Origin of the sequence: Streptomyces sp. NPDC058470, from assembly GCF_042721055.1 — a bacterium.
In the GTDB taxonomy this organism is placed as follows: Bacteria; Actinomycetota; Actinomycetes; order Streptomycetales; family Streptomycetaceae; genus Streptomyces.
On sequence record NZ_JBHXMF010000080.1, the window covers coordinates 21,317 to 37,475 of the forward strand.

At 71.4% G+C, this 16,159-nt stretch carries 15 protein-coding genes; 10 read left to right on the forward strand and 5 right to left on the reverse strand.

Features of this window, described 5'->3' with window-relative positions:
- Positions 1-20: 20 nt before the first annotated feature.
- Complete coding sequence (locus ACFWP7_RS38220; protein ID WP_384391737.1) at positions 21-299, reverse strand: hypothetical protein; 279 nt, start codon at positions 297-299, stop codon at positions 21-23.
- A 51-nt stretch (positions 300-350) separates the two neighbouring features.
- The gene (locus ACFWP7_RS38225) at positions 351-1,145 is read right to left on the reverse strand and encodes a PspA/IM30 family protein (protein WP_384391772.1); all 795 of its coding nucleotides are present in this window, start codon (positions 1,143-1,145) and stop codon (positions 351-353) included.
- 309 nt (positions 1,146-1,454) lie between these two features.
- Between ACFWP7_RS38225 and ACFWP7_RS38230 the strand changes: the two genes are divergently transcribed.
- The 3 genes from ACFWP7_RS38230 (at position 1,455) to ACFWP7_RS38240 (ending at position 4,021) form a co-directional block, all read left to right on the forward strand.
- Positions 1,455-2,081 (forward strand): DUF3043 domain-containing protein, encoded by a 627-nt coding sequence (locus tag ACFWP7_RS38230; RefSeq protein ID WP_384391740.1) that lies wholly within the window; start codon positions 1,455-1,457, stop codon positions 2,079-2,081.
- Positions 2,082-2,164: 83 nt separating this feature from the next.
- Positions 2,165-2,866 (forward strand): class I SAM-dependent methyltransferase, encoded by a 702-nt coding sequence (locus ACFWP7_RS38235; protein ID WP_384391776.1) that lies wholly within the window; start codon positions 2,165-2,167, stop codon positions 2,864-2,866.
- Positions 2,867-2,929: 63 nt separating this feature from the next.
- Positions 2,930-4,021, forward strand: a complete 1,092-nt coding sequence (locus ACFWP7_RS38240; protein WP_384391743.1) for a S1C family serine protease — start codon at positions 2,930-2,932, stop codon at positions 4,019-4,021.
- A 124-nt stretch (positions 4,022-4,145) separates the two neighbouring features.
- Here the strand turns inward: ACFWP7_RS38240 and ACFWP7_RS38245 are convergent, their stop codons facing one another.
- Positions 4,146-4,361, reverse strand: a complete 216-nt coding sequence (locus ACFWP7_RS38245) for a hypothetical protein (protein ID WP_266826299.1) — start codon at positions 4,359-4,361, stop codon at positions 4,146-4,148.
- 289 nt (positions 4,362-4,650) lie between these two features.
- Between ACFWP7_RS38245 and ACFWP7_RS38250 the strand changes: the two genes are divergently transcribed.
- Positions 4,651-5,853 (forward strand): bifunctional adenosylcobinamide kinase/adenosylcobinamide-phosphate guanylyltransferase, encoded by a 1,203-nt coding sequence (locus ACFWP7_RS38250; RefSeq protein ID WP_384391746.1) that lies wholly within the window; start codon positions 4,651-4,653, stop codon positions 5,851-5,853.
- A gap of 7 nt (positions 5,854-5,860) precedes the next feature.
- Here ACFWP7_RS38250 and ACFWP7_RS38255 read toward each other — a convergent pair whose 3' ends face one another.
- Complete coding sequence (locus tag ACFWP7_RS38255; protein ID WP_384391748.1) at positions 5,861-6,940, reverse strand: class I SAM-dependent methyltransferase; 1,080 nt, start codon at positions 6,938-6,940, stop codon at positions 5,861-5,863.
- 156 nt (positions 6,941-7,096) lie between these two features.
- Between ACFWP7_RS38255 and cobT the strand changes: the two genes are divergently transcribed.
- A complete protein-coding gene (gene cobT, locus ACFWP7_RS38260; RefSeq protein ID WP_384391751.1) occupies positions 7,097-8,233 on the forward strand; it encodes a nicotinate-nucleotide--dimethylbenzimidazole phosphoribosyltransferase in 1,137 nt (378 codons plus the stop codon).
- 159 nt (positions 8,234-8,392) lie between these two features.
- Positions 8,393-10,180: a phosphatidylglycerol lysyltransferase domain-containing protein gene (locus ACFWP7_RS38265; RefSeq protein WP_384391754.1), complete on the forward strand. Its 1,788-nt coding sequence runs from the start codon at positions 8,393-8,395 to the stop codon at positions 10,178-10,180.
- 22 nt (positions 10,181-10,202) lie between these two features.
- Here ACFWP7_RS38265 and ACFWP7_RS38270 read toward each other — a convergent pair whose 3' ends face one another.
- A complete protein-coding gene (locus ACFWP7_RS38270; RefSeq protein WP_384391757.1) occupies positions 10,203-10,949 on the reverse strand; it encodes a hypothetical protein in 747 nt (248 codons plus the stop codon).
- Positions 10,950-11,020: 71 nt separating this feature from the next.
- Between ACFWP7_RS38270 and ACFWP7_RS38275 the strand changes: the two genes are divergently transcribed.
- The 4 genes from ACFWP7_RS38275 to ACFWP7_RS38290 form a co-directional block, all read left to right on the forward strand.
- Positions 11,021-11,803, forward strand: coding sequence for an adenosylcobinamide-GDP ribazoletransferase (locus tag ACFWP7_RS38275; RefSeq protein ID WP_384391760.1), 783 nt, complete (start codon positions 11,021-11,023; stop codon positions 11,801-11,803).
- 253 nt (positions 11,804-12,056) lie between these two features.
- Positions 12,057-13,577 carry a leucyl aminopeptidase gene (locus tag ACFWP7_RS38280; protein ID WP_384391763.1) on the forward strand — a complete coding sequence of 507 codons (1,521 nt, stop codon included), beginning with the start codon at positions 12,057-12,059 and terminating at the stop codon, positions 13,575-13,577.
- A 264-nt stretch (positions 13,578-13,841) separates the two neighbouring features.
- Positions 13,842-15,230 (forward strand): dihydrolipoyl dehydrogenase, encoded by a 1,389-nt coding sequence (lpdA, locus tag ACFWP7_RS38285; protein ID WP_384391766.1) that lies wholly within the window; start codon positions 13,842-13,844, stop codon positions 15,228-15,230.
- 89 nt (positions 15,231-15,319) lie between these two features.
- Positions 15,320-16,159: biotin/lipoyl-containing protein (locus ACFWP7_RS38290; protein ID WP_384391769.1), on the forward strand; the 840-nt coding region annotated here is incomplete at its 3' end.

Here is a 16,159-nt window from a genome sequence, read left to right on the forward strand (position 1 = left end):
AAGAAAGTCCGCTCCAGCCGTCAGCCGGGGATCAAGCCCTCGTCGCTCAGCATTTCGCGGACCTGTTCGAGGGTCGCGTCCGGGGAGGGGAGGATCAGTTCGGACGGTTGGAGGGCGTCGTCGGGGAGGGGGGCGCCGAGGCGGCGGACCTCCTCCAGGAGGGCACCCAGGGTGCGGCGGAAGCCGGGCTCGTCGCCGCTCTCGATCTCGGCGAGCAGCTCGTCGTCCAGCTTGTTCAGTTCGGTGAGGTGACTGTCGTCCAGCCTCACCTGCCCCTCCCCCATGATCCGTACGATCATGTCGCCCTCCTAAGGCGTGGGTTACCGCGCGTTACCGCCTGTCACTACTTGTCACTGCTTGTCGAAGCGAGGGGTGTCCTGCGGCTGGGACTGCGACTGCCCCTGACCCGTGCCGCCCTCGATCGCCGGCTTCGCCGCGGAGCCACCGGCCAGCTCGGCCTTCATGCGCTGCAGCTCCAGCTCTACATCCGTACCACCGGAGAGCCGGTCCAGCTCGGTCTGGATGTCGTCCTTCGCCAGCCCGGAGGAGTCCTCGAGCGCACCGGAGGCGAGCAGCTCGTCGATCGCGCCGGCGCGCGCCTGGAGCTGCGCGGTCTTGTCCTCGGCACGCTGGATCGCCATGCCGACGTCGCCCATCTCCTCGGAGATGCCGGAGAAGGCCTCCCCGATCCGGGTCTGCGCCTGGGCGGCGGTGTAGGTGGCCTTGATGGTCTCCTTCTTGGTGCGGAAGGCGTCCACCTTGGCCTGGAGGCGCTGCGCCGCAAGGGTGAGCTTCTCCTCCTCGCCCTGGAGGGTGGTGTGCTGCGTGTCCAGGTCGGTGACCTGCTGCTGGAGCGAGGCCCGGCGCGACAGCGCCTCGCGGGCCAGGTCCTCCCGGCCGAGCGCGAGCGCCTTGCGGCCCTGGTCCTCCAGCTTGGTCGACTGGTTCTGGAGCTGATTCAGCTGCAGTTCCAGGCGCTTGCGGCTGGTCGCCACATCGGCGACACCGCGGCGCACCTTCTGGAGCAGCTCCAGCTGCTTCTGGTACGAGTAATCGAGGGTTTCGCGCGGGTCCTCGGCCCGGTCAAGGGCCTTGTTCGCCTTCGCGCGGAAGATCATCCCCATACGCTTCATGACACCGCTCATGGGCTTCGCGCGCCCCCTTCTGACGGACTCCAGCTCCAGGTACTGCAACAGAACCCACAGTACGGGCCCTGCATCCATTACCGCACTGTTCGGGGACGGATGCGCTCATCCCCAAGGACGACTGCGAACGGCACCGCTCCGGCGTAGGGAGTAGGTGGCCCTCGGGGTCCCCCAGGGGTTCCCGGGGAACACCTGGGGAATTCCTGCGGGCCCGCCCGGCGAAACCATGCGCAACGTCCCGTCTGTCCCAGTACTTTCCCAGTACAGACGTACGGTGTTGCCGGATCGTTCCCCACTCGAATGACGTCCATGCGCGCACACCGCGTACCCTTGGGTTTTGTGTTCCGTAGCCGCTCCAAGGAAGAGAAGGCATCCGCCGACAAGGCGCTGGTGACCGACTCCAAGCAGACCCGTGATCCGCAGGCCCCCAAGGGCCGCCCCACGCCCAAACGCAGTGAGGCCCAGACCCAGCGTCGGAGCGTGGCGAACACGCCGACGACGCGCAAGGAGGCGTCGAAGCGGCAGCGCGACGACCGTCGCTCCGCGATGGAGCGGCAGCGCGCGGCGCTGGCCAGCGGTGACGAGCGCTATCTGCCCGCCCGTGACAAGGGGCCGGTGCGGAAGTTCGCCCGCGACTTCGTGGACTCGCGGTTCTGTATCGCGGAGTTCTTCCTGCCGCTCGCCGTCGTCATCCTCGTGCTGAGCATGGTGCGGGTGGGCTCGCTGCAGAACATCGCGCTGCTGCTGTGGCTCGTGGTCATCCTGATGATCGTGGTCGACTCGGTCGGGATCGCGATCCGTCTGAAGAAGCAGCTGAATACCCGCTACCCCGACCTGCCCAAGAAGGGCGCGGTCCCGTACGCGCTGATGCGCACCCTCCAGATGCGTCGACTCCGGCTGCCGAAGCCGCAGGTCAAGCGCGGAGAGCGGCCCTGAGCACGGCTTCTTTCTCCGGGGGCGCGGTGGATGCCTGGCTCAACAAGCTGGGCGGACTGCGCGATGTCGTACGACAGGAGCTGGTGGCCCGGCAGCTCGACGAGCAGATAGCCGGGCGGTTTCCCGTCGGGCAGCGGCTGCGGGTGCTCGACGTCGGGATGGGCCAGGGCACCCAGGCGCTGCGGCTGGCCCGGGCGGGGCACCAGGTGACGGGGCTCGAACAGGACGCGAGGATGCTCGCGGTGGCCCGGGAGGCACTGGCCACCGAGCCCGAGGGCATCCAGGGGCGGGTACGCCTCATCGAGGGCGACGGACGCGAGACCGGTGTCCACTTCCTGCCGGGAAGCTTCGACGTGGTGTTGTGCCACGGCGTACTGATGTACGTCCAGGAGCCCGATCCACTGCTGGCGGGCCTCGCGCGGATGCTGGCCCCCGGCGGGCTGCTCTCGCTGCTCGTGCGGAACGCCGACGCGCTGGCCCTGCGGCCCGGGCTCTCCGGGGACTGGGCCGCGGCGCTGACGGCCTTCGACACCACCGCGTACACGAACCGGCTCGGTCTCGCCGTGCGCGCCGACCGGCTCTCCACGCTGACCTCGACCCTCGCCGGGATCGGTGCGCCCCTGCACGCCTGGTACGGCGTGCGGGTCTTCACGGACACCGCGGCCGACGGGGATCCCGTCCCCGCGGACCTGGACAGTCTGCTGACCGCCGAGGAACGGGCCGGACGGACTGATCCGTACCGTCAGGTGGCGGCGTTGCTGCACCTGTGCGGAGTGCGGGGCTGACGACCGACCCGTTCGGGTGCGCACCGCAGGTCGGGCCAAGCCCCCCAAAGGGACACTTCGGTCATGGACGCTTCCCGTAACCGTGCCCGCATTCGTGCCCGTACTCGTGCTCGTCTGTACCTCCCCCTGACCGTGCTTGCCTGCTCCGCCGCGCTGCTCTCCGGCTGTTCCTCCGGTTCCGGGGCCTCGCCCGCGAAGGACGGCACGACGACGCAGGCGGCCCCGGCCGCGGCCGGTGACCTCCAGGACGAATACCTGAAGGTGATCAAGGACGTGCTGCCGTCGGTGGTGCAGATCCAGGCCAGCAGTGATCTGGGGTCCGGGGTGGTGTACGACGACAACGGGCACATCGTCACCAACGCGCACGTGGTCGGCGACGAGAAGACGTTCAAGGTCACGACCGCGAACAGCGAGGACGAGCAGACTGCGACGCTCGTGTACGCCTACCCGGAGCAGGATCTCGCCGTCATCAAGCTGGACAAGGTGCCGGACGGGCTGAAGGCGGCGTCCTTCGGGGACTCCTCGAAGGTCGAGGTCGGCCAGATCGTGCTGGCGATGGGCTCACCGCTCGGGCTGTCGTCCAGCGTGACCCAGGGCATCGTGTCGGCGACCGGACGCACCGTCAGCGAGGGCAGCAGCAGCGGCGGGACCGGCGCGACCATCGCCAACATGGTGCAGACGTCAGCAGCGATCAACCCGGGCAACAGCGGCGGCGCGCTGGTCAATCTCGACGGTCAGGTCATCGGCATTCCCACGCTCGCCGCGACCGACCCCGACCTCGGGGACAGCACGGCGCCCGGTATCGGCTTCGCGATCCCCGCGTCGATGGTGACGAAGGTCGCCGACCAGATCATCAAGGACGGCAAGGTCACCGACTCGGGCCGGGCCGCGCTCGGCATCACGGCCCGTACGGTCGTCGACGGCAACCTCCAGGCCGCGGGGGTCGCCGTGGTCGAGGTGAAGGGCGGTGGCGCGGCCGACAAGGCGGGCATCGAGCCCGGGGACATCATCACCGGTCTCGGGGACACCGACATCACCACGATCACCTCGCTCTCCGAGGCGCTCGCCGCCGAGAAGCCGGGCGACAGGACGCCGGTGACGTACACGAGGAACGGCAGCGAGAAGACGGCGGACGTGACCTTGGGCGAGCAGTAACGAGCAGGAGCGAACAGCGGAGCGGTAGACACGCGGGGTGCCGGGGCGGAACCCCGGCACCCGCCGCCACCACGGCCCGTCGACGCCGCCGAAGCGGCGCGCGGGCCCGGCGGCCTCGACCGGCCTACGCCTCAGATGCCGCGTGCAGGCTCATCGGCCCGTAGATCTGTGTGCTGTCCTCGAAGAGGAACACCTGTTCCGCGCCACCCTCCAGGAGCTCCTTCCACACCTCGCCGATCCAGGACTCGGCGTCCCCCTGAGTGGTGAACTCCTCGGGCTGCACCACGGGTTGGACCTCTGTCCCGTCGGCCTTCTCGAACCGCCACGTCCATGCCGCCATGTACGCCTCCCAGATATGAGCACACTGCACAGCGGAAGCCGGACAAGATCCGACTCCTGCCCGAAGCCTAGGGCCTGTCGTCAAATTCCCGCCTGCCGGGCGACGCCATCCACGCACTCTCGCCGCACGGGGCACAAACCCACATACAACCAGTACGCGGGTCTGCGCCCGGCACGCCGAGAGCACGCACCTGACGCCGCCCGGCCCGCCCTTCGGGCGGACGACGGGAATTTGACGACAGGCCCTTGTCGGACGGGCAAGACCTGCGCGGACACGCGAAAATCATCCCGTGGAACTGACTCTGCTCGGCACCGGCGCCCCCGCGGGCCTGCCCCGCCCCGACTGCCCCTGCGCGGCCTGCGCGACCGCGCTCGGCGAGCACGCGCGGGCGGCGACCGCGCTGCTCATCGACGGCACCCTGCTGCTCGACCTCACCCCCGGCGCGGCGTTCGCGGCCGCCCGCGCCGGGCACTCGCTGGGCGGCGTACGACAGGTACTGCTCTCGCACCCGCACGACGGCCCCGCGGTCGAGGTGCCGGCCGGGCTGCCGCAGCCCGGCCGGGTGCCCGACGGGCGGGAGTTGGCGCTGCTCACCGGGCACCGGGTGCGGGCGGTGCCGATGGACGCGCCCGGCACGGGGTACGCGGTGACCGGACCCGATGGACAGCGGCTGCTGTACCTGCCGCCCGGCGCGGCGCCCGCCGGGCTCGGCGTGAACGGCGACCCGGCGTACGACATGGTGCTCGCCGATGTCGTGGGACGCCCGGACGCCCTGGCGAAGCTGCGCGCGGTGGGCGCCGCCGGCCCGGCGACGGACGTGATCGCGGTGCATCTCGACCACGACGTGCCGCCGGGCGCCGAGCTGCGGCGGCGCCTCGCGGCGGCGGGGGCGCGGGCCGTGCCGGACGGGTCGACGCTGGACGTGGGCGTCTACGAGGACGTCCCCGACGTGCCGCGCCGCACCCTGGTGCTGGGCGGCGCGCGCTCCGGCAAGTCGGTGGAGGCGGAGCGGCGCCTGGAGGCCTTCCCGGACGTCGTGTACGTCGCCACGGGCGGTTGCCGCAACGGGGACAACGAATGGGCGTCGCGTGTGCACGCCCACCGCGAGCGGCGCCCCGGCTCCTGGCGCACCACCGAGACCTGCGACCTCGTCCCCCTCCTGGAGGCGGACGGTCCCCCGCTGCTCATCGACTGCCTGTCCCTGTGGCTGACCGACGCGATGGACTCCGTGAACGCCTGGGACGACGCGGAGTGGTCCGGCGGCGGGGAGCGTGCGCTGCGGGCCCGGGTGGAGGAGCTGACGTCCGCCGTACGACGGACGCGCCGCACGGTTGTCGCCGTCTCCAATGAGGTGGGGTCGGGGATCGTGCCGGCCACGGCTTCGGGTCGGCGCTACCGGGACGAACTGGGGCGGTTGAACGCGGGGTTCGGGGCGGAGTGCGAGCACTTGCTGCTGGTGGTGGCGGGGCAGGCGCTCGCGCTGCGGGGTTGAGGGCGGCTCATGGCTGTCGCCGGGCGATGATCCGGTACGCGTTGGAGAAGCGGGTGCGGCGGAAGAGTGGGGCGAGCGTGTGGTCCAGGGCGGCGGCCGAGGCCAGGAGGGGGACGGACGCGTGGGTCAGGGCCGTGCGGAGGCGGCGTTGGAGGGCGGTGGGTGGCGCCGGGCGCCAGGGGGCGTCGAGGCCGGGGAGGACGCGGCTGAGGGCCAGGGCGACGGCGCCTGAGAGGTCGTACGGGATGTGCGGTTCTCGACGGTCCGTCGAGACGATCTCGCAGCCGAGCGATTCGAGCTCCGCCAGCAGGTTGGGCAGCGGCATCAGGTGGAGGTGGCGCGGCTGGCCGTACGACACCCACCACTTGCCGAGCAGCGCGCCGAACGCGCAGTCGGGGTCCGGGACTTCGACGAGGAGGAGCCCGCCAGGGCGCAGCACCGTCAGTGCGGCGCGCAGTTCCTCGCGGGGGTCGGGGGTGTGCTCCAGGTGGTGGAACATGCTGACGACGTCGTAGCGGGCGCGCAGTCGCTCGGCGGTCTCCGGGTCGGTGAGCCGGCCGCGGTGCGCCTCCTCCACCCGCCCTGCGGCCTGCGCCTTCTCGACGCGCCGGGTGGGGTCGAGGCCGTCGAAGGCGGTGTACGGGTGGATCTCCTTGGCCACCGCCGGGAAGTGCCCGTGTCCGGTGCCGACGTCGAGCCAGCTCTCCGGCTCGGGGTGCGGCAGCATCGCGCGGGCGGCGGCGAGGTGGCGTCCGCGTCCGGCGCGGGCGGCGAGGATGCGGTCGGCGAGACCGTCGGGTGCCTCCGCCTGGAGGTCGGGGTGGTGGTCCCGGTGGTAGAAGGCCACCCCTTCCGCCGTCAGCCGGGGATTCTGGAAGGCGTGGGCGCAGTCCCCGCACTCGTCGACGACGAAGGTGCCGGGTTTGCGCTGCCGCAGGTCCGGCGTACGGAGTCGGGTGCGCAGCCGCTTCGAGCCGCACCAGGGGCAGTCGTCCCGGCGCGGTTCGTGGAACCGGTCAGTGCCCTGGGCGAGTTCGCTCAGCCAGGCGGCCCGGCGTTCTGCGGTCGACTGCGGGGTGAGGGGCATGAGTGCTCCTGTTGCTCCTGTGGGGGACGACTTGCTCCTGTGGGGGGGGCGATGAGCCGCACGACAATCCGACATAAAAGGTACGTATTAAAGGGCGATCTCAGGTGCAACGACGTGGCGCGGACGTGTTCGATCGCTGCCGGTACTGTTCGGCGAATGAGCTCGCTTAATCTCGATGACTTCACCGATCTGATCGAGCGCCCCGACGGAGGCGTCCGCCGCGACGCGGAGGCGCGTCGGGAGCGCCAGATCGTGCCGCCGGGGGCACTGGGCCGCCTCGACGACCTGGGTGAGTGGCTGGCGGCGGCGCAGGGCGCGGTGCCGGTACGGCCGATCGAGCACCCGCGTGCGGTGCTGTTCGCGGGCGACCACGGGATCGCCGAACTCGGTGTGTCGGCAAGGCCCGCGGGCAGCGCCGACCAGTTGGTGCGGGCGGTCCTCGAAGGTGCGAGCCCGGCGTCGATCCTCGCCCGCCGGCTGGGCGTTCCGGTGCGGGTGGTCGACATGGCGCTGGACACCGCGCCGGAGGGGCTGCCCGACGAGGTCGTACGGCATCGGGTGCGGCGCGGTTCGGGCCGTATCGACGTGGAGGACGCGCTGACGCCGGAGGAGGCCGAGGCGGCGTTCCTCGCGGGGGTCGCCGTCGCGGACGAGGAGGCGGACTCCGGTACGGATCTGGTGGTGCTCGGCGACATCAGCGTCGGCGGGACCACGGCGGCCGCGGTGCTGGTCGCCGCGCTGTGCGGGACCGACGCTTCCGTGGTCACCGGGAGGGGCGGCCAGGCCATCGACGACCTCGCATGGATGCGCAAGTGCGCCGCCGTGCGGGACGCGCTGCGGCGGGCCCGGCCGGTGCTCGGGGATCAGCTCCAGCTGCTCGCGGTGGTCGGCGGGGCCGATCTCGCGGCGATGACCGGGTTCCTGTTGCAGAGCGCGGTGCGGAAGATGCCGGTGATCCTCGACGGGGTCGTCTCGGCCGCCTGCGCCCTGGTCGGGCAGCGGGTCGCCTTCCGGGCGCCGGACTGGTGGCTGGCGGGTCAGAACAGCGGGGAGCCGGCGCAGGCGAAAGCGCTGGACCGGATGGCCCTGGAGCCCCTGCTCGACCACGGGGTCACGGTCGGCGAGGGGGCGGGGGCGCTCCTCGCGCTGCCCCTTGTCCAGGCGGCGGCCGCGCTGGCGGCGGATCTTCCGGAGAAGGCGTCGACGGAGGACGCCGACCAGGACAAGGGCTCCGATCAGGAAGAGGGCTCCGATCAGGTCGGGCTCTCCGGGCAGGAGAAGGGGGCGGAGTAGCCGAGGCAGGGGGTTTTCGCCCCCTCCGCCCCTACCCGTCCCTTCTTCCTGGGGCTCCGCCCCAGACCCCGCCAAGGGGCGCCGCCCCCTGGACCCCCGCTCCTCAAGCGCCGGAGGGGCTGACTCCACTCCGCCCGGCGACCCATATCATCCACTCTCATGGGAGATGCCCGAATTGTCGCCGAGCGGGGGCGGGGAGTGGCCGCCCCGCGGGCCGCCGCCTTCGCGGTCTGGTACTTGCGTGTTGTCGCGTTCGTGAACTTTCTGAGTGCTGTGTGGGTCTCCCTCGGGCAGGACCTGCGACGGCACAACACGGAGAACTACTTCACCCCGTATCTGCTGACGGCGGGGTTCGCGTCCGGCGTCTTCGCGATGTTCCTGGCGGTCACCATGCGGCGCCGCAAGCGGGCCGCATGGATCCTGAACCTCGTACTCGCCGCACTGTTCCTGCTGCTGTTCGCCTTCGTGCTGGCGTTCCCGGAGATCCGGCGGTATCCGCAGAACTGGATCTCGTTCGTCCTGACGGCGGCTTTCGTGGCGTCGCTCGTCGTCGGTCGCCTGGAGTTCTACGCCAAGGGCGACCGGTCCAATCCCGGACTGGCCGCGGCCGTCGGGATCGGTGGGCTGCTGGTCACCTCGCTGCTCGCCGCGCTCCTGGTGACGGTCGCCAACCAGGCCCACGACGCGCACCGTTCGACCTTCCTTGATCGCTGGCGCTACGGCCTCCTGCGGCTCGTCTCGGTCGCCGCCGACGACTCGGGTTTCCCCGGGATCACCACACCCAACTGGGTCGACGTCACCATCAACGTGCTCAGCACCCTGCTGATCCTCGCCGTCCTCTACGCCGCCTTCCGCTCCCGCCGCACCGTCGACCCACTCACCGAGGACGACGAACGCCGGCTACGGGCGCTGCTCGACCGATACGGCGACCGGGACTCGCTCGGCTACTTCGCCCTGCGCCGCGAGAAGAGCGCGGTCTGGTCGCCGACCGGCAAGGCGGCGGTCGTCTACCGCGTCCTCGGCGGCGTCTCCCTGGCCTCCGGCGATCCCATCGGCGACCCGGAGGCGTGGCCCGGTGCCATCGAGCCCTGGCTCACCGAGGCGCGCGAACACGGCTGGATCCCGGCGGTGATGGGCGCGAGCGAGGAGGCGGGCACCGTCTATGCCCGGCACGGACTGGACGCTCTCGAACTCGGTGACGAAGCCATCGTGGAGACCGCCGAGTTCACGCTGGACGGACGGGCCATGCGTACCGTTCGGCAGGCCTACAACCGGGTCGAGCGCGCCGGGTACGAGGTGCGCATCCGGCGTCACCAGGACATCCCGGCCGACGAGATGGCGTACCTGCTGAAGCGCGCGGACGACTGGCGCGACGGGGCCACCGAGCGCGGGTTCAGCATGGCCCTGGGGCGGCTCGGCGACCCGGACGACGGGCGGTGCGTGATGCTCGAATGCAGGGACAGCCGCGCTGGGGAAGGTGCCGGTGAGTTGAGAGCCGTGCTCTCCTTCGTGCCGTGGGGGCCCCACGGGCTCTCCCTCGACCTCATGCGGCGCGACCGCGACGCCGAGAACGGACTGATGGAGTTCATGGTGATCGAACTCCTCGGCCGTGCCCAGGAGATCGGAATCACCCAGGTCTCACTCAACTTCGCCATGTTCCGCTCGGTCTTCGAGCGTGGTGCGCGCCTCGGCGCGGGACCGGTGCTGCGGCTGTGGCGCTCGCTGCTCAGCTTCTTCTCCCGCTGGTGGCAGATCGAGTCGCTGTACCGCGCGAACGCCAAGTACCGGCCCATCTGGGAGCCTCGGTTCCTGCTCTTCGAGAAGAGCGCGGACCTGCCGCGCATCGCTGTCGCCTCCGCGCGCGCCGAGGGTTTCCTGGAGGCGCCGGGCCTGCCGAAGTGGCTGCACCGCAGGCACCTGGAGTCGCGCAGACGGCGTACGGCGTAGTCCAGGCCCGGGCCGTTGTACGTCACCGCAGTTCGGGGTCCGGTTTGCCGCCGACCCAGTCCTGGAGCCTGCGGCGGGGGCCCGCCCAGCGGCGGTCGTGGTGGTAGGCGCGCAGGGTGGATCTGGCCCGGGCGCGCGGCCGGCGCCGGTAGAAGCGCTTGGCCCAGGGCGAGCCGGGGCGGGCCAGCCGGACCGCGCCGACGATGGCGACGAACGGGACGACGACGCCGAAGATCGCCAGCCGGGCCTTGCCCTTGCCCAGGGCGAGCAGCGCGAAGGCGAAGTTCACCAGGACGCTCAGGATCACGCCGCCTCGGTCCTGGAGCTCCTGCTGGCTGAGGTCGTTGACGCCGAACGGCAGGAAACCCCCGAGCGCCAGGCCTACGAGGGCCGCCGTGACCACGACGACCTCGACGCTCTTGCGCCCCTCCTCGGTCCAGTAGACGTCGTCGAGGTGCAGGATCAGCGCGAACTCGTCCAGCACCAGGCCCGCGCCCATCCCGAACACCACGGCGAACGCGGCCGCGCCGAAGCCGTGCCGACTGCTGGCCACCGACCCGAAACCACCGATCACCGTGAGCACGACGCCCGGGACGACGTGGTGGATGTGCAGACCGCCCGCTTTCACGTTGCCGAACGGGCCCTTGCCCGCCCGGATCAGCCGGACGATGACCCGGGTGATCACAAAGGTCAGCACGAAGGAGGCGAGCGCCAGCAGAAGCGGCAGTTTTCCGGGCTCGACGATGTTCCGGTGCAACCAATGACCCATATTGCGCACTTTATCCATGGCCGTCGCCCACCGCCGTAGGCGCTCCTCGTACGGCCGGATAACCTGCGCCGGTGTCCAGGACCCCCCTCTCCGACAGCCTGCGCTTCGCCTTCGGCACCCTCACCGTGCTCCCTGTGACGGTGACCCGCTGGGACCGCGGGGCCGCACGCGGCGGGATGCTCTGCGCACCCCTGGCCGGGCTCGTCGTCGGGGCGGGCGCGGCCCTGGTGGGCGTGGCGCTGCTCGCGATGGGCGCGGGCCCGCTGCTTGCCGCCGTGGCCACCGCCGCCGTACCGGCGGCCCTCACCCGCGGTCTGCACCTGGACGGGTTCGCCGACACCGCGGACGGCCTCGGCAGCGGCAAACCCGCCGAGGACGCGCTGCGGATCATGAAGCAGTCGGACATCGGCCCGTTCGGCGTGATCACCCTGCTCTTCGCACTGTTGGCCCAGGTGGCCGCGCTCTTCCAGGCGTACGACGCCTCCTGGGCCCGGGGCGCGCTCGCGGCCGTCGTCTCGGCGACCGCGGCCCGCCTCGCCCTCACCCTGGCCGCCCGAACCGGAGTCCCGCCGGCCCGCCCGGAGGGCCTGGGCGCTGCGGTCGCGGGCACGGTGCCGCCGCGCGGGGCCCTGCTGGTGGCGGTCGCCGTCACCGTCGCCGCTGCCGGTGCGGGGGCGCTCCTCGGGACGTACGACCTCGTGCGCACCGCACTCGCGGTGCTCGCCGCCTGCGCCGCCGCCGAACTGCTGCTGCGCCACTGCACACGCCGCTTCGGCGGGATCACGGGCGACGTCTTCGGAGCCCTCGCCGAGACGGCGGCGACGACGGCGCTCGTGATGCTCTCACTGGGGTGAGCCCCATGACCGACACGGACAGTGCGGCCGAAATCACCCGGAGCGAGCGGTGGGAGATCTGCGGCGTCGCCGCGCTGCGGTGAGCACCCGCCGGTATGAGCGGGACCCGGCCCCGAGCGTAGGCTCGGCCCTGGCACTTGCCCTGCCCCGGTGAGGCCCGCCCTCAGGGCCGGATCCAGGGTCGATTGCCGGGCCCGGTCGACCCACCCTCATTCGGCCGCAGCAATTTCAACGGAAGCGAGATTTCACCACCGTGACTGCTCTCACTCTCAGCACCGCCGCAGCGTCCGGTCTGCGGGCCGACGCCATCGTCGTCGGTGTCGCGAAGGGCCCCAAAGGCCCGGTCGTCGCACCGGGCGCCGAGGCCGTGGACAAGGCGTACGACGGCAGGCTCGCCGGCATCCTGGAGACTCTCGGTGCCTCAGGGGCCGAGGGCGAGGTGACGAAACTGCCCGCGCCCTCCGGTTTCAAGGTCCCGGTCGTCGTGGCCGTCGGCCTGGGAGCGGTCCCGGAGCAGGACGACACCTACGACGCCGAGGTGCTGCGCCGCGCGGCCGGTGCCGCCGCCCGCGCCCTCGCCGGTGCCAAGAAGGCCGCGTTCGCCCTGCCGATCGCGGACCCCGCCGACGCCGGTGCCGTCGCCGAGGGCGCCCGCCTCGGCGCGTACGCCTTCGACGCGTACAAGGAAACCGGCAACGGCGCCAAGAACGGCAAGGCCCCGCTCGCCGAGGTCGCCCTCATCGGCGGCAAGCCCCGTGACGCGGCGTACAAGGCCGCGATCGCGCGCGCCACCGCCGTGACCGAGGAGCTCAACCGCGCCCGCGACCTCATCAACACCCCGCCGAACGACCTCAACCCCGAGTCCTTCGCCGCCGTCGTCAGCGCGGCCGGCAAGGAGCATGGCATCAAGGTGCAGGTGCTCGACGAGAAGGCGCTCGAAAAGGGCGGCTACGGCGGCATCCTCGGCGTCGGCAAGGGCTCGGCCGCCGGTCCCCGCCTGGTGAAGCTGTCGTACACCTCCGCCAAGGCCACCAAGCACCTCGCCTTCGTCGGCAAGGGCATCACCTACGACTCGGGCGGCATCTCTCTCAAGCCCGCCGGGCACAACGAGACGATGAAGTGCGACATGAGCGGTGCGGCGGCGGTCTTCGCTGCCGTGGTCGCCGCCGCGCGCCTGGGCCTTGAGGTCAACGTCACCGGCTGGCTCGCGCTGGCCGAGAACATGCCCTCCGGTACCGCGACCCGCCCCGGTGACGTGCTGCGCATGTACAGCGGCAAGACCGTCGAGGTCCTCAACACGGACGCCGAGGGCCGTCTCGTCCTCGCCGACGCGCTGTGGAAGGCGTCCGAGGAGAAGCCGGACGCGATCGTCGACGTGGCGACGCTGACGGGAGCGATGGTGCTGGCGCTCGGCAACCGTACGTTCGGCGTGATGGCGAACGACGACGCGTTCCGTGCCTCGATCGTGGAGGCCGCGGAGGAGGTCGGCGAGGAGTCCTGGCCGATGCCGCTGCCTGAGCACCTGCGCAAGGGGATGGACTCGCCCACCGCCGACATCGCCAACATGGGCGAGCGGATGGGTGGCGGCCTGGTGGCCGGTCTCTTCCTGCGCGAGTTCGTCGGCGAGGGGATCACCTGGGCGCACCTGGACATCGCGGGTCCCGCCTTCAACGAGTCCGGTCCCTTCGGCTACACCCCCAAGGGCGGTACGGGGTCGGCGGTGCGGACGCTGGTGCGTCTTGCCGAGCTGACCGCCGCGGGCGATCTCGGCTAGGTCGGTCACATGAAAGGTGGCCCCGGGGTGACAAGTCACCCCGGGGCCGTTTTGTCCCCTTGACGAACCCTTGGCGACCCCTTGGCGAGCCAGGTGGGACGTGTCACACACCGGCCCGGCGTCTCGCTCGCCCCCGACAAGTGCGAAGATGGGTTCTCGGCAGGACAGGGCCCCCACCACAGGGCCGGAGAAAGAGCGGCCGGACACCAGCCGCCGCGCGGTCACAGTTGACCGGCGTACGGCGCACAGCATGGAGGACGTGACGTGGCGAACGACGCCAGCACCGTTTTCGACCTAGTGATTCTCGGTGGCGGTAGCGGCGGTTACGCCGCGGCGCTGCGCGGAGCTCAGCTGGGCCTGGACGTCGCCCTGATCGAGAAGGGCAAGGTCGGCGGTACCTGCCTGCACAATGGCTGCATCCCCACCAAGGCACTGCTGCACGCGGGTGAGATCGCCGACCAGGCCCGCGAGAGCGAGCAGTTCGGCGTCAAGGCCACCTTCGAGGGCATCGACATCGAGGCCGTCCACAAGTACAAGGACGGGGTCATCGCGGGCCTGTACAAGGGTCTGCAGGGGCTGATCGCCTCCCGCAAGGTGACGTACATCGAGGGTGCGGGCCGCCTCTCCTCGCCGACCTCGGTCGACGTGAACGGCCAGCGCATCCAGGGCCGCCACGTGCTTCTGGCGACCGGCTCCGTGCCGAAGTCGCTGCCGGGCCTGGAGATCGACGGCAACCGCATCATCTCTTCCGACCACGCGCTGGTCCTGGACCGCGTCCCGCAGTCCGCGATCGTGCTCGGCGGCGGCGTCATCGGCGTCGAGTTCGCCTCCGCGTGGAAGTCCTTCGGCACCGACGTGACGGTGATCGAGGGCCTCAAGCACCTCGTCCCGGTCGAGGACGAGAACTCCTCCAAGCTTCTTGAGCGCGCGTTCCGCAAGCGCGGCATCAAGTTCAACCTGGGCACCTTCTTCTCGAAGGTCGAGTACACCCAGAACGGTGTCAAGGTCACCCTCGCCGACGGCAAGGAGTTCGAGGCCGAGCTGCTGCTCGTCGCCGTCGGCCGCGGTCCTGTCTCGGCCGGTCTGGGCTACGAGGAGCAGGGCGTCGCGCTGGACCGCGGCTACGTCCTGGTCGACGAGTACATGCGCACGAACGTCCCGACCATCTCCGCCGTCGGTGACCTGGTCCCGACGCTCCAGCTCGCGCACGTCGGCTTCGCCGAGGGCATCCTGGTGGCGGAGCGTCTGGCCGGACTCAAGACCGTTCCGATCGACTACGACGGTGTCCCCCGGGTGACGTACTGCCACCCGGAGGTCGCCTCCGTGGGTATCACCGAGGCCAAGGCCAAGGAGATCTACGGCGCGGACAAGGTCGTCGCTCTGAAGTACAACCTCGCGGGCAACGGCAAGAGCAAGATCCTCAACACCTCCGGCGAGATCAAGCTCGTCCAGGTGAAGGACGGTGCGGTTGTCGGTGTCCACATGGTCGGTGACCGTATGGGCGAGCAGGTCGGCGAAGCCCAGCTGATCTACAACTGGGAGGCGCTGCCCTCCGAGGTCGCGCAGCTCATCCACGCGCACCCGACGCAGAGCGAGGCGCTCGGCGAGGCCCACCTGGCCCTCGCGGGCAAGCCGCTGCACTCGCACGACTGATCAGCCACGGGCTGTACATCAGTCACCGCGTCGCACCTGGACGCGACGACCACAGACTTCCGCACCATCGTTAAGGAGCAACAGAAACCATGGCGGTTTCCGTAACCCTTCCGGCGCTCGGCGAGAGCGTCACCGAGGGCACAGTCACCCGCTGGCTGAAGGCCGAGGGCGAGCGCGTCGAGGCCGACGAGCCGCTGCTGGAGGTGTCGACCGACAAGGTCGACACCGAGATCCCCTCGCCCGTCGCCGGTGTGCTCGCCTCCATCAAGGTCGCCGAGGACGAGACGGTGGAGGTCGGCGCCGAGCTGGCCGTCATCGACGACGGCACGGGTGCGCCCGCCGCCGCCCCTGCTCCGGCCGCGGAGCCCGCTCCCGCGGCCGCTCCGGCCCCTGTCGCCGAGGCCCCCGCGGCTCCGGCCGCCCCCGCTCCGGCTCCCACCGCTGCCCCCGCCGCTCCGGCAGGTGGCGCCTCCGGTACCGATGTCGTACTGCCCGCACTGGGCGAGTCGGTCACCGAGGGCACCGTCACCCGCTGGCTGAAGGAGGTCGGCGAGGAGGTCGCGGAGGACGAGCCGCTGCTCGAGGTCTCCACGGACAAGGTCGACACCGAGATCCCGTCGCCGGTCGCCGGCGTGCTGCTTGAGATCGTGGTCGGCGAGGACGAGACCGCCGAGGTCGGCGCCAGGCTGGCCGTCGTCGGCGCTCCCGGCTCGGCTCCGGCCGCGGCTGCCCCGGCGGCTCCGGCCGCTCCGGCCGCCGCTGCCCCGGCCGCCCCCGCGGCTCCCGCGCCGGCTCCGGCCGCGCCTCCGGCCCCGGTCGCTGCCGCTCCGGCTCCGGCTCCGGCTCCGGCTCCGGCTCCGGTTCAGCCCGCCGCACCGGCTCCCGCGAAGGCCACGCCCGCGCCCGCCCCAGTCACCCCGGCCCCGGCA

Bases quoted from the DNA above. Each gene is read 5' to 3' on its own strand.
- ACFWP7_RS38220 (WP_384391737.1), bottom strand. From the start codon at position 299: ATGATCGTACGGATCATGGGGGAGGGGCAGGTGAGGCTGGACGACAGT.
- ACFWP7_RS38225 (WP_384391772.1), bottom strand. From the start codon at position 1,145: ATGAGCGGTGTCATGAAGCGTATGGGGATGATCTTCCGCGCGAAGGCG.
- ACFWP7_RS38230 (WP_384391740.1), top strand. From the start codon at position 1,455: ATGCGCGCACACCGCGTACCCTTGGGTTTTGTGTTCCGTAGCCGCTCC.
- ACFWP7_RS38240 (WP_384391743.1), top strand. From the start codon at position 2,930: ATGGACGCTTCCCGTAACCGTGCCCGCATTCGTGCCCGTACTCGTGCT.
- ACFWP7_RS38245 (WP_266826299.1), bottom strand. From the start codon at position 4,361: ATGGCGGCATGGACGTGGCGGTTCGAGAAGGCCGACGGGACAGAGGTC.
- ACFWP7_RS38255 (WP_384391748.1), bottom strand. From the start codon at position 6,940: ATGCCCCTCACCCCGCAGTCGACCGCAGAACGCCGGGCCGCCTGGCTG.
- cobT (WP_384391751.1), top strand. From the start codon at position 7,097: ATGAGCTCGCTTAATCTCGATGACTTCACCGATCTGATCGAGCGCCCC.
- ACFWP7_RS38265 (WP_384391754.1), top strand. From the start codon at position 8,393: ATGGGAGATGCCCGAATTGTCGCCGAGCGGGGGCGGGGAGTGGCCGCC.
- ACFWP7_RS38270 (WP_384391757.1), bottom strand. From the start codon at position 10,949: ATGGGTCATTGGTTGCACCGGAACATCGTCGAGCCCGGAAAACTGCCG.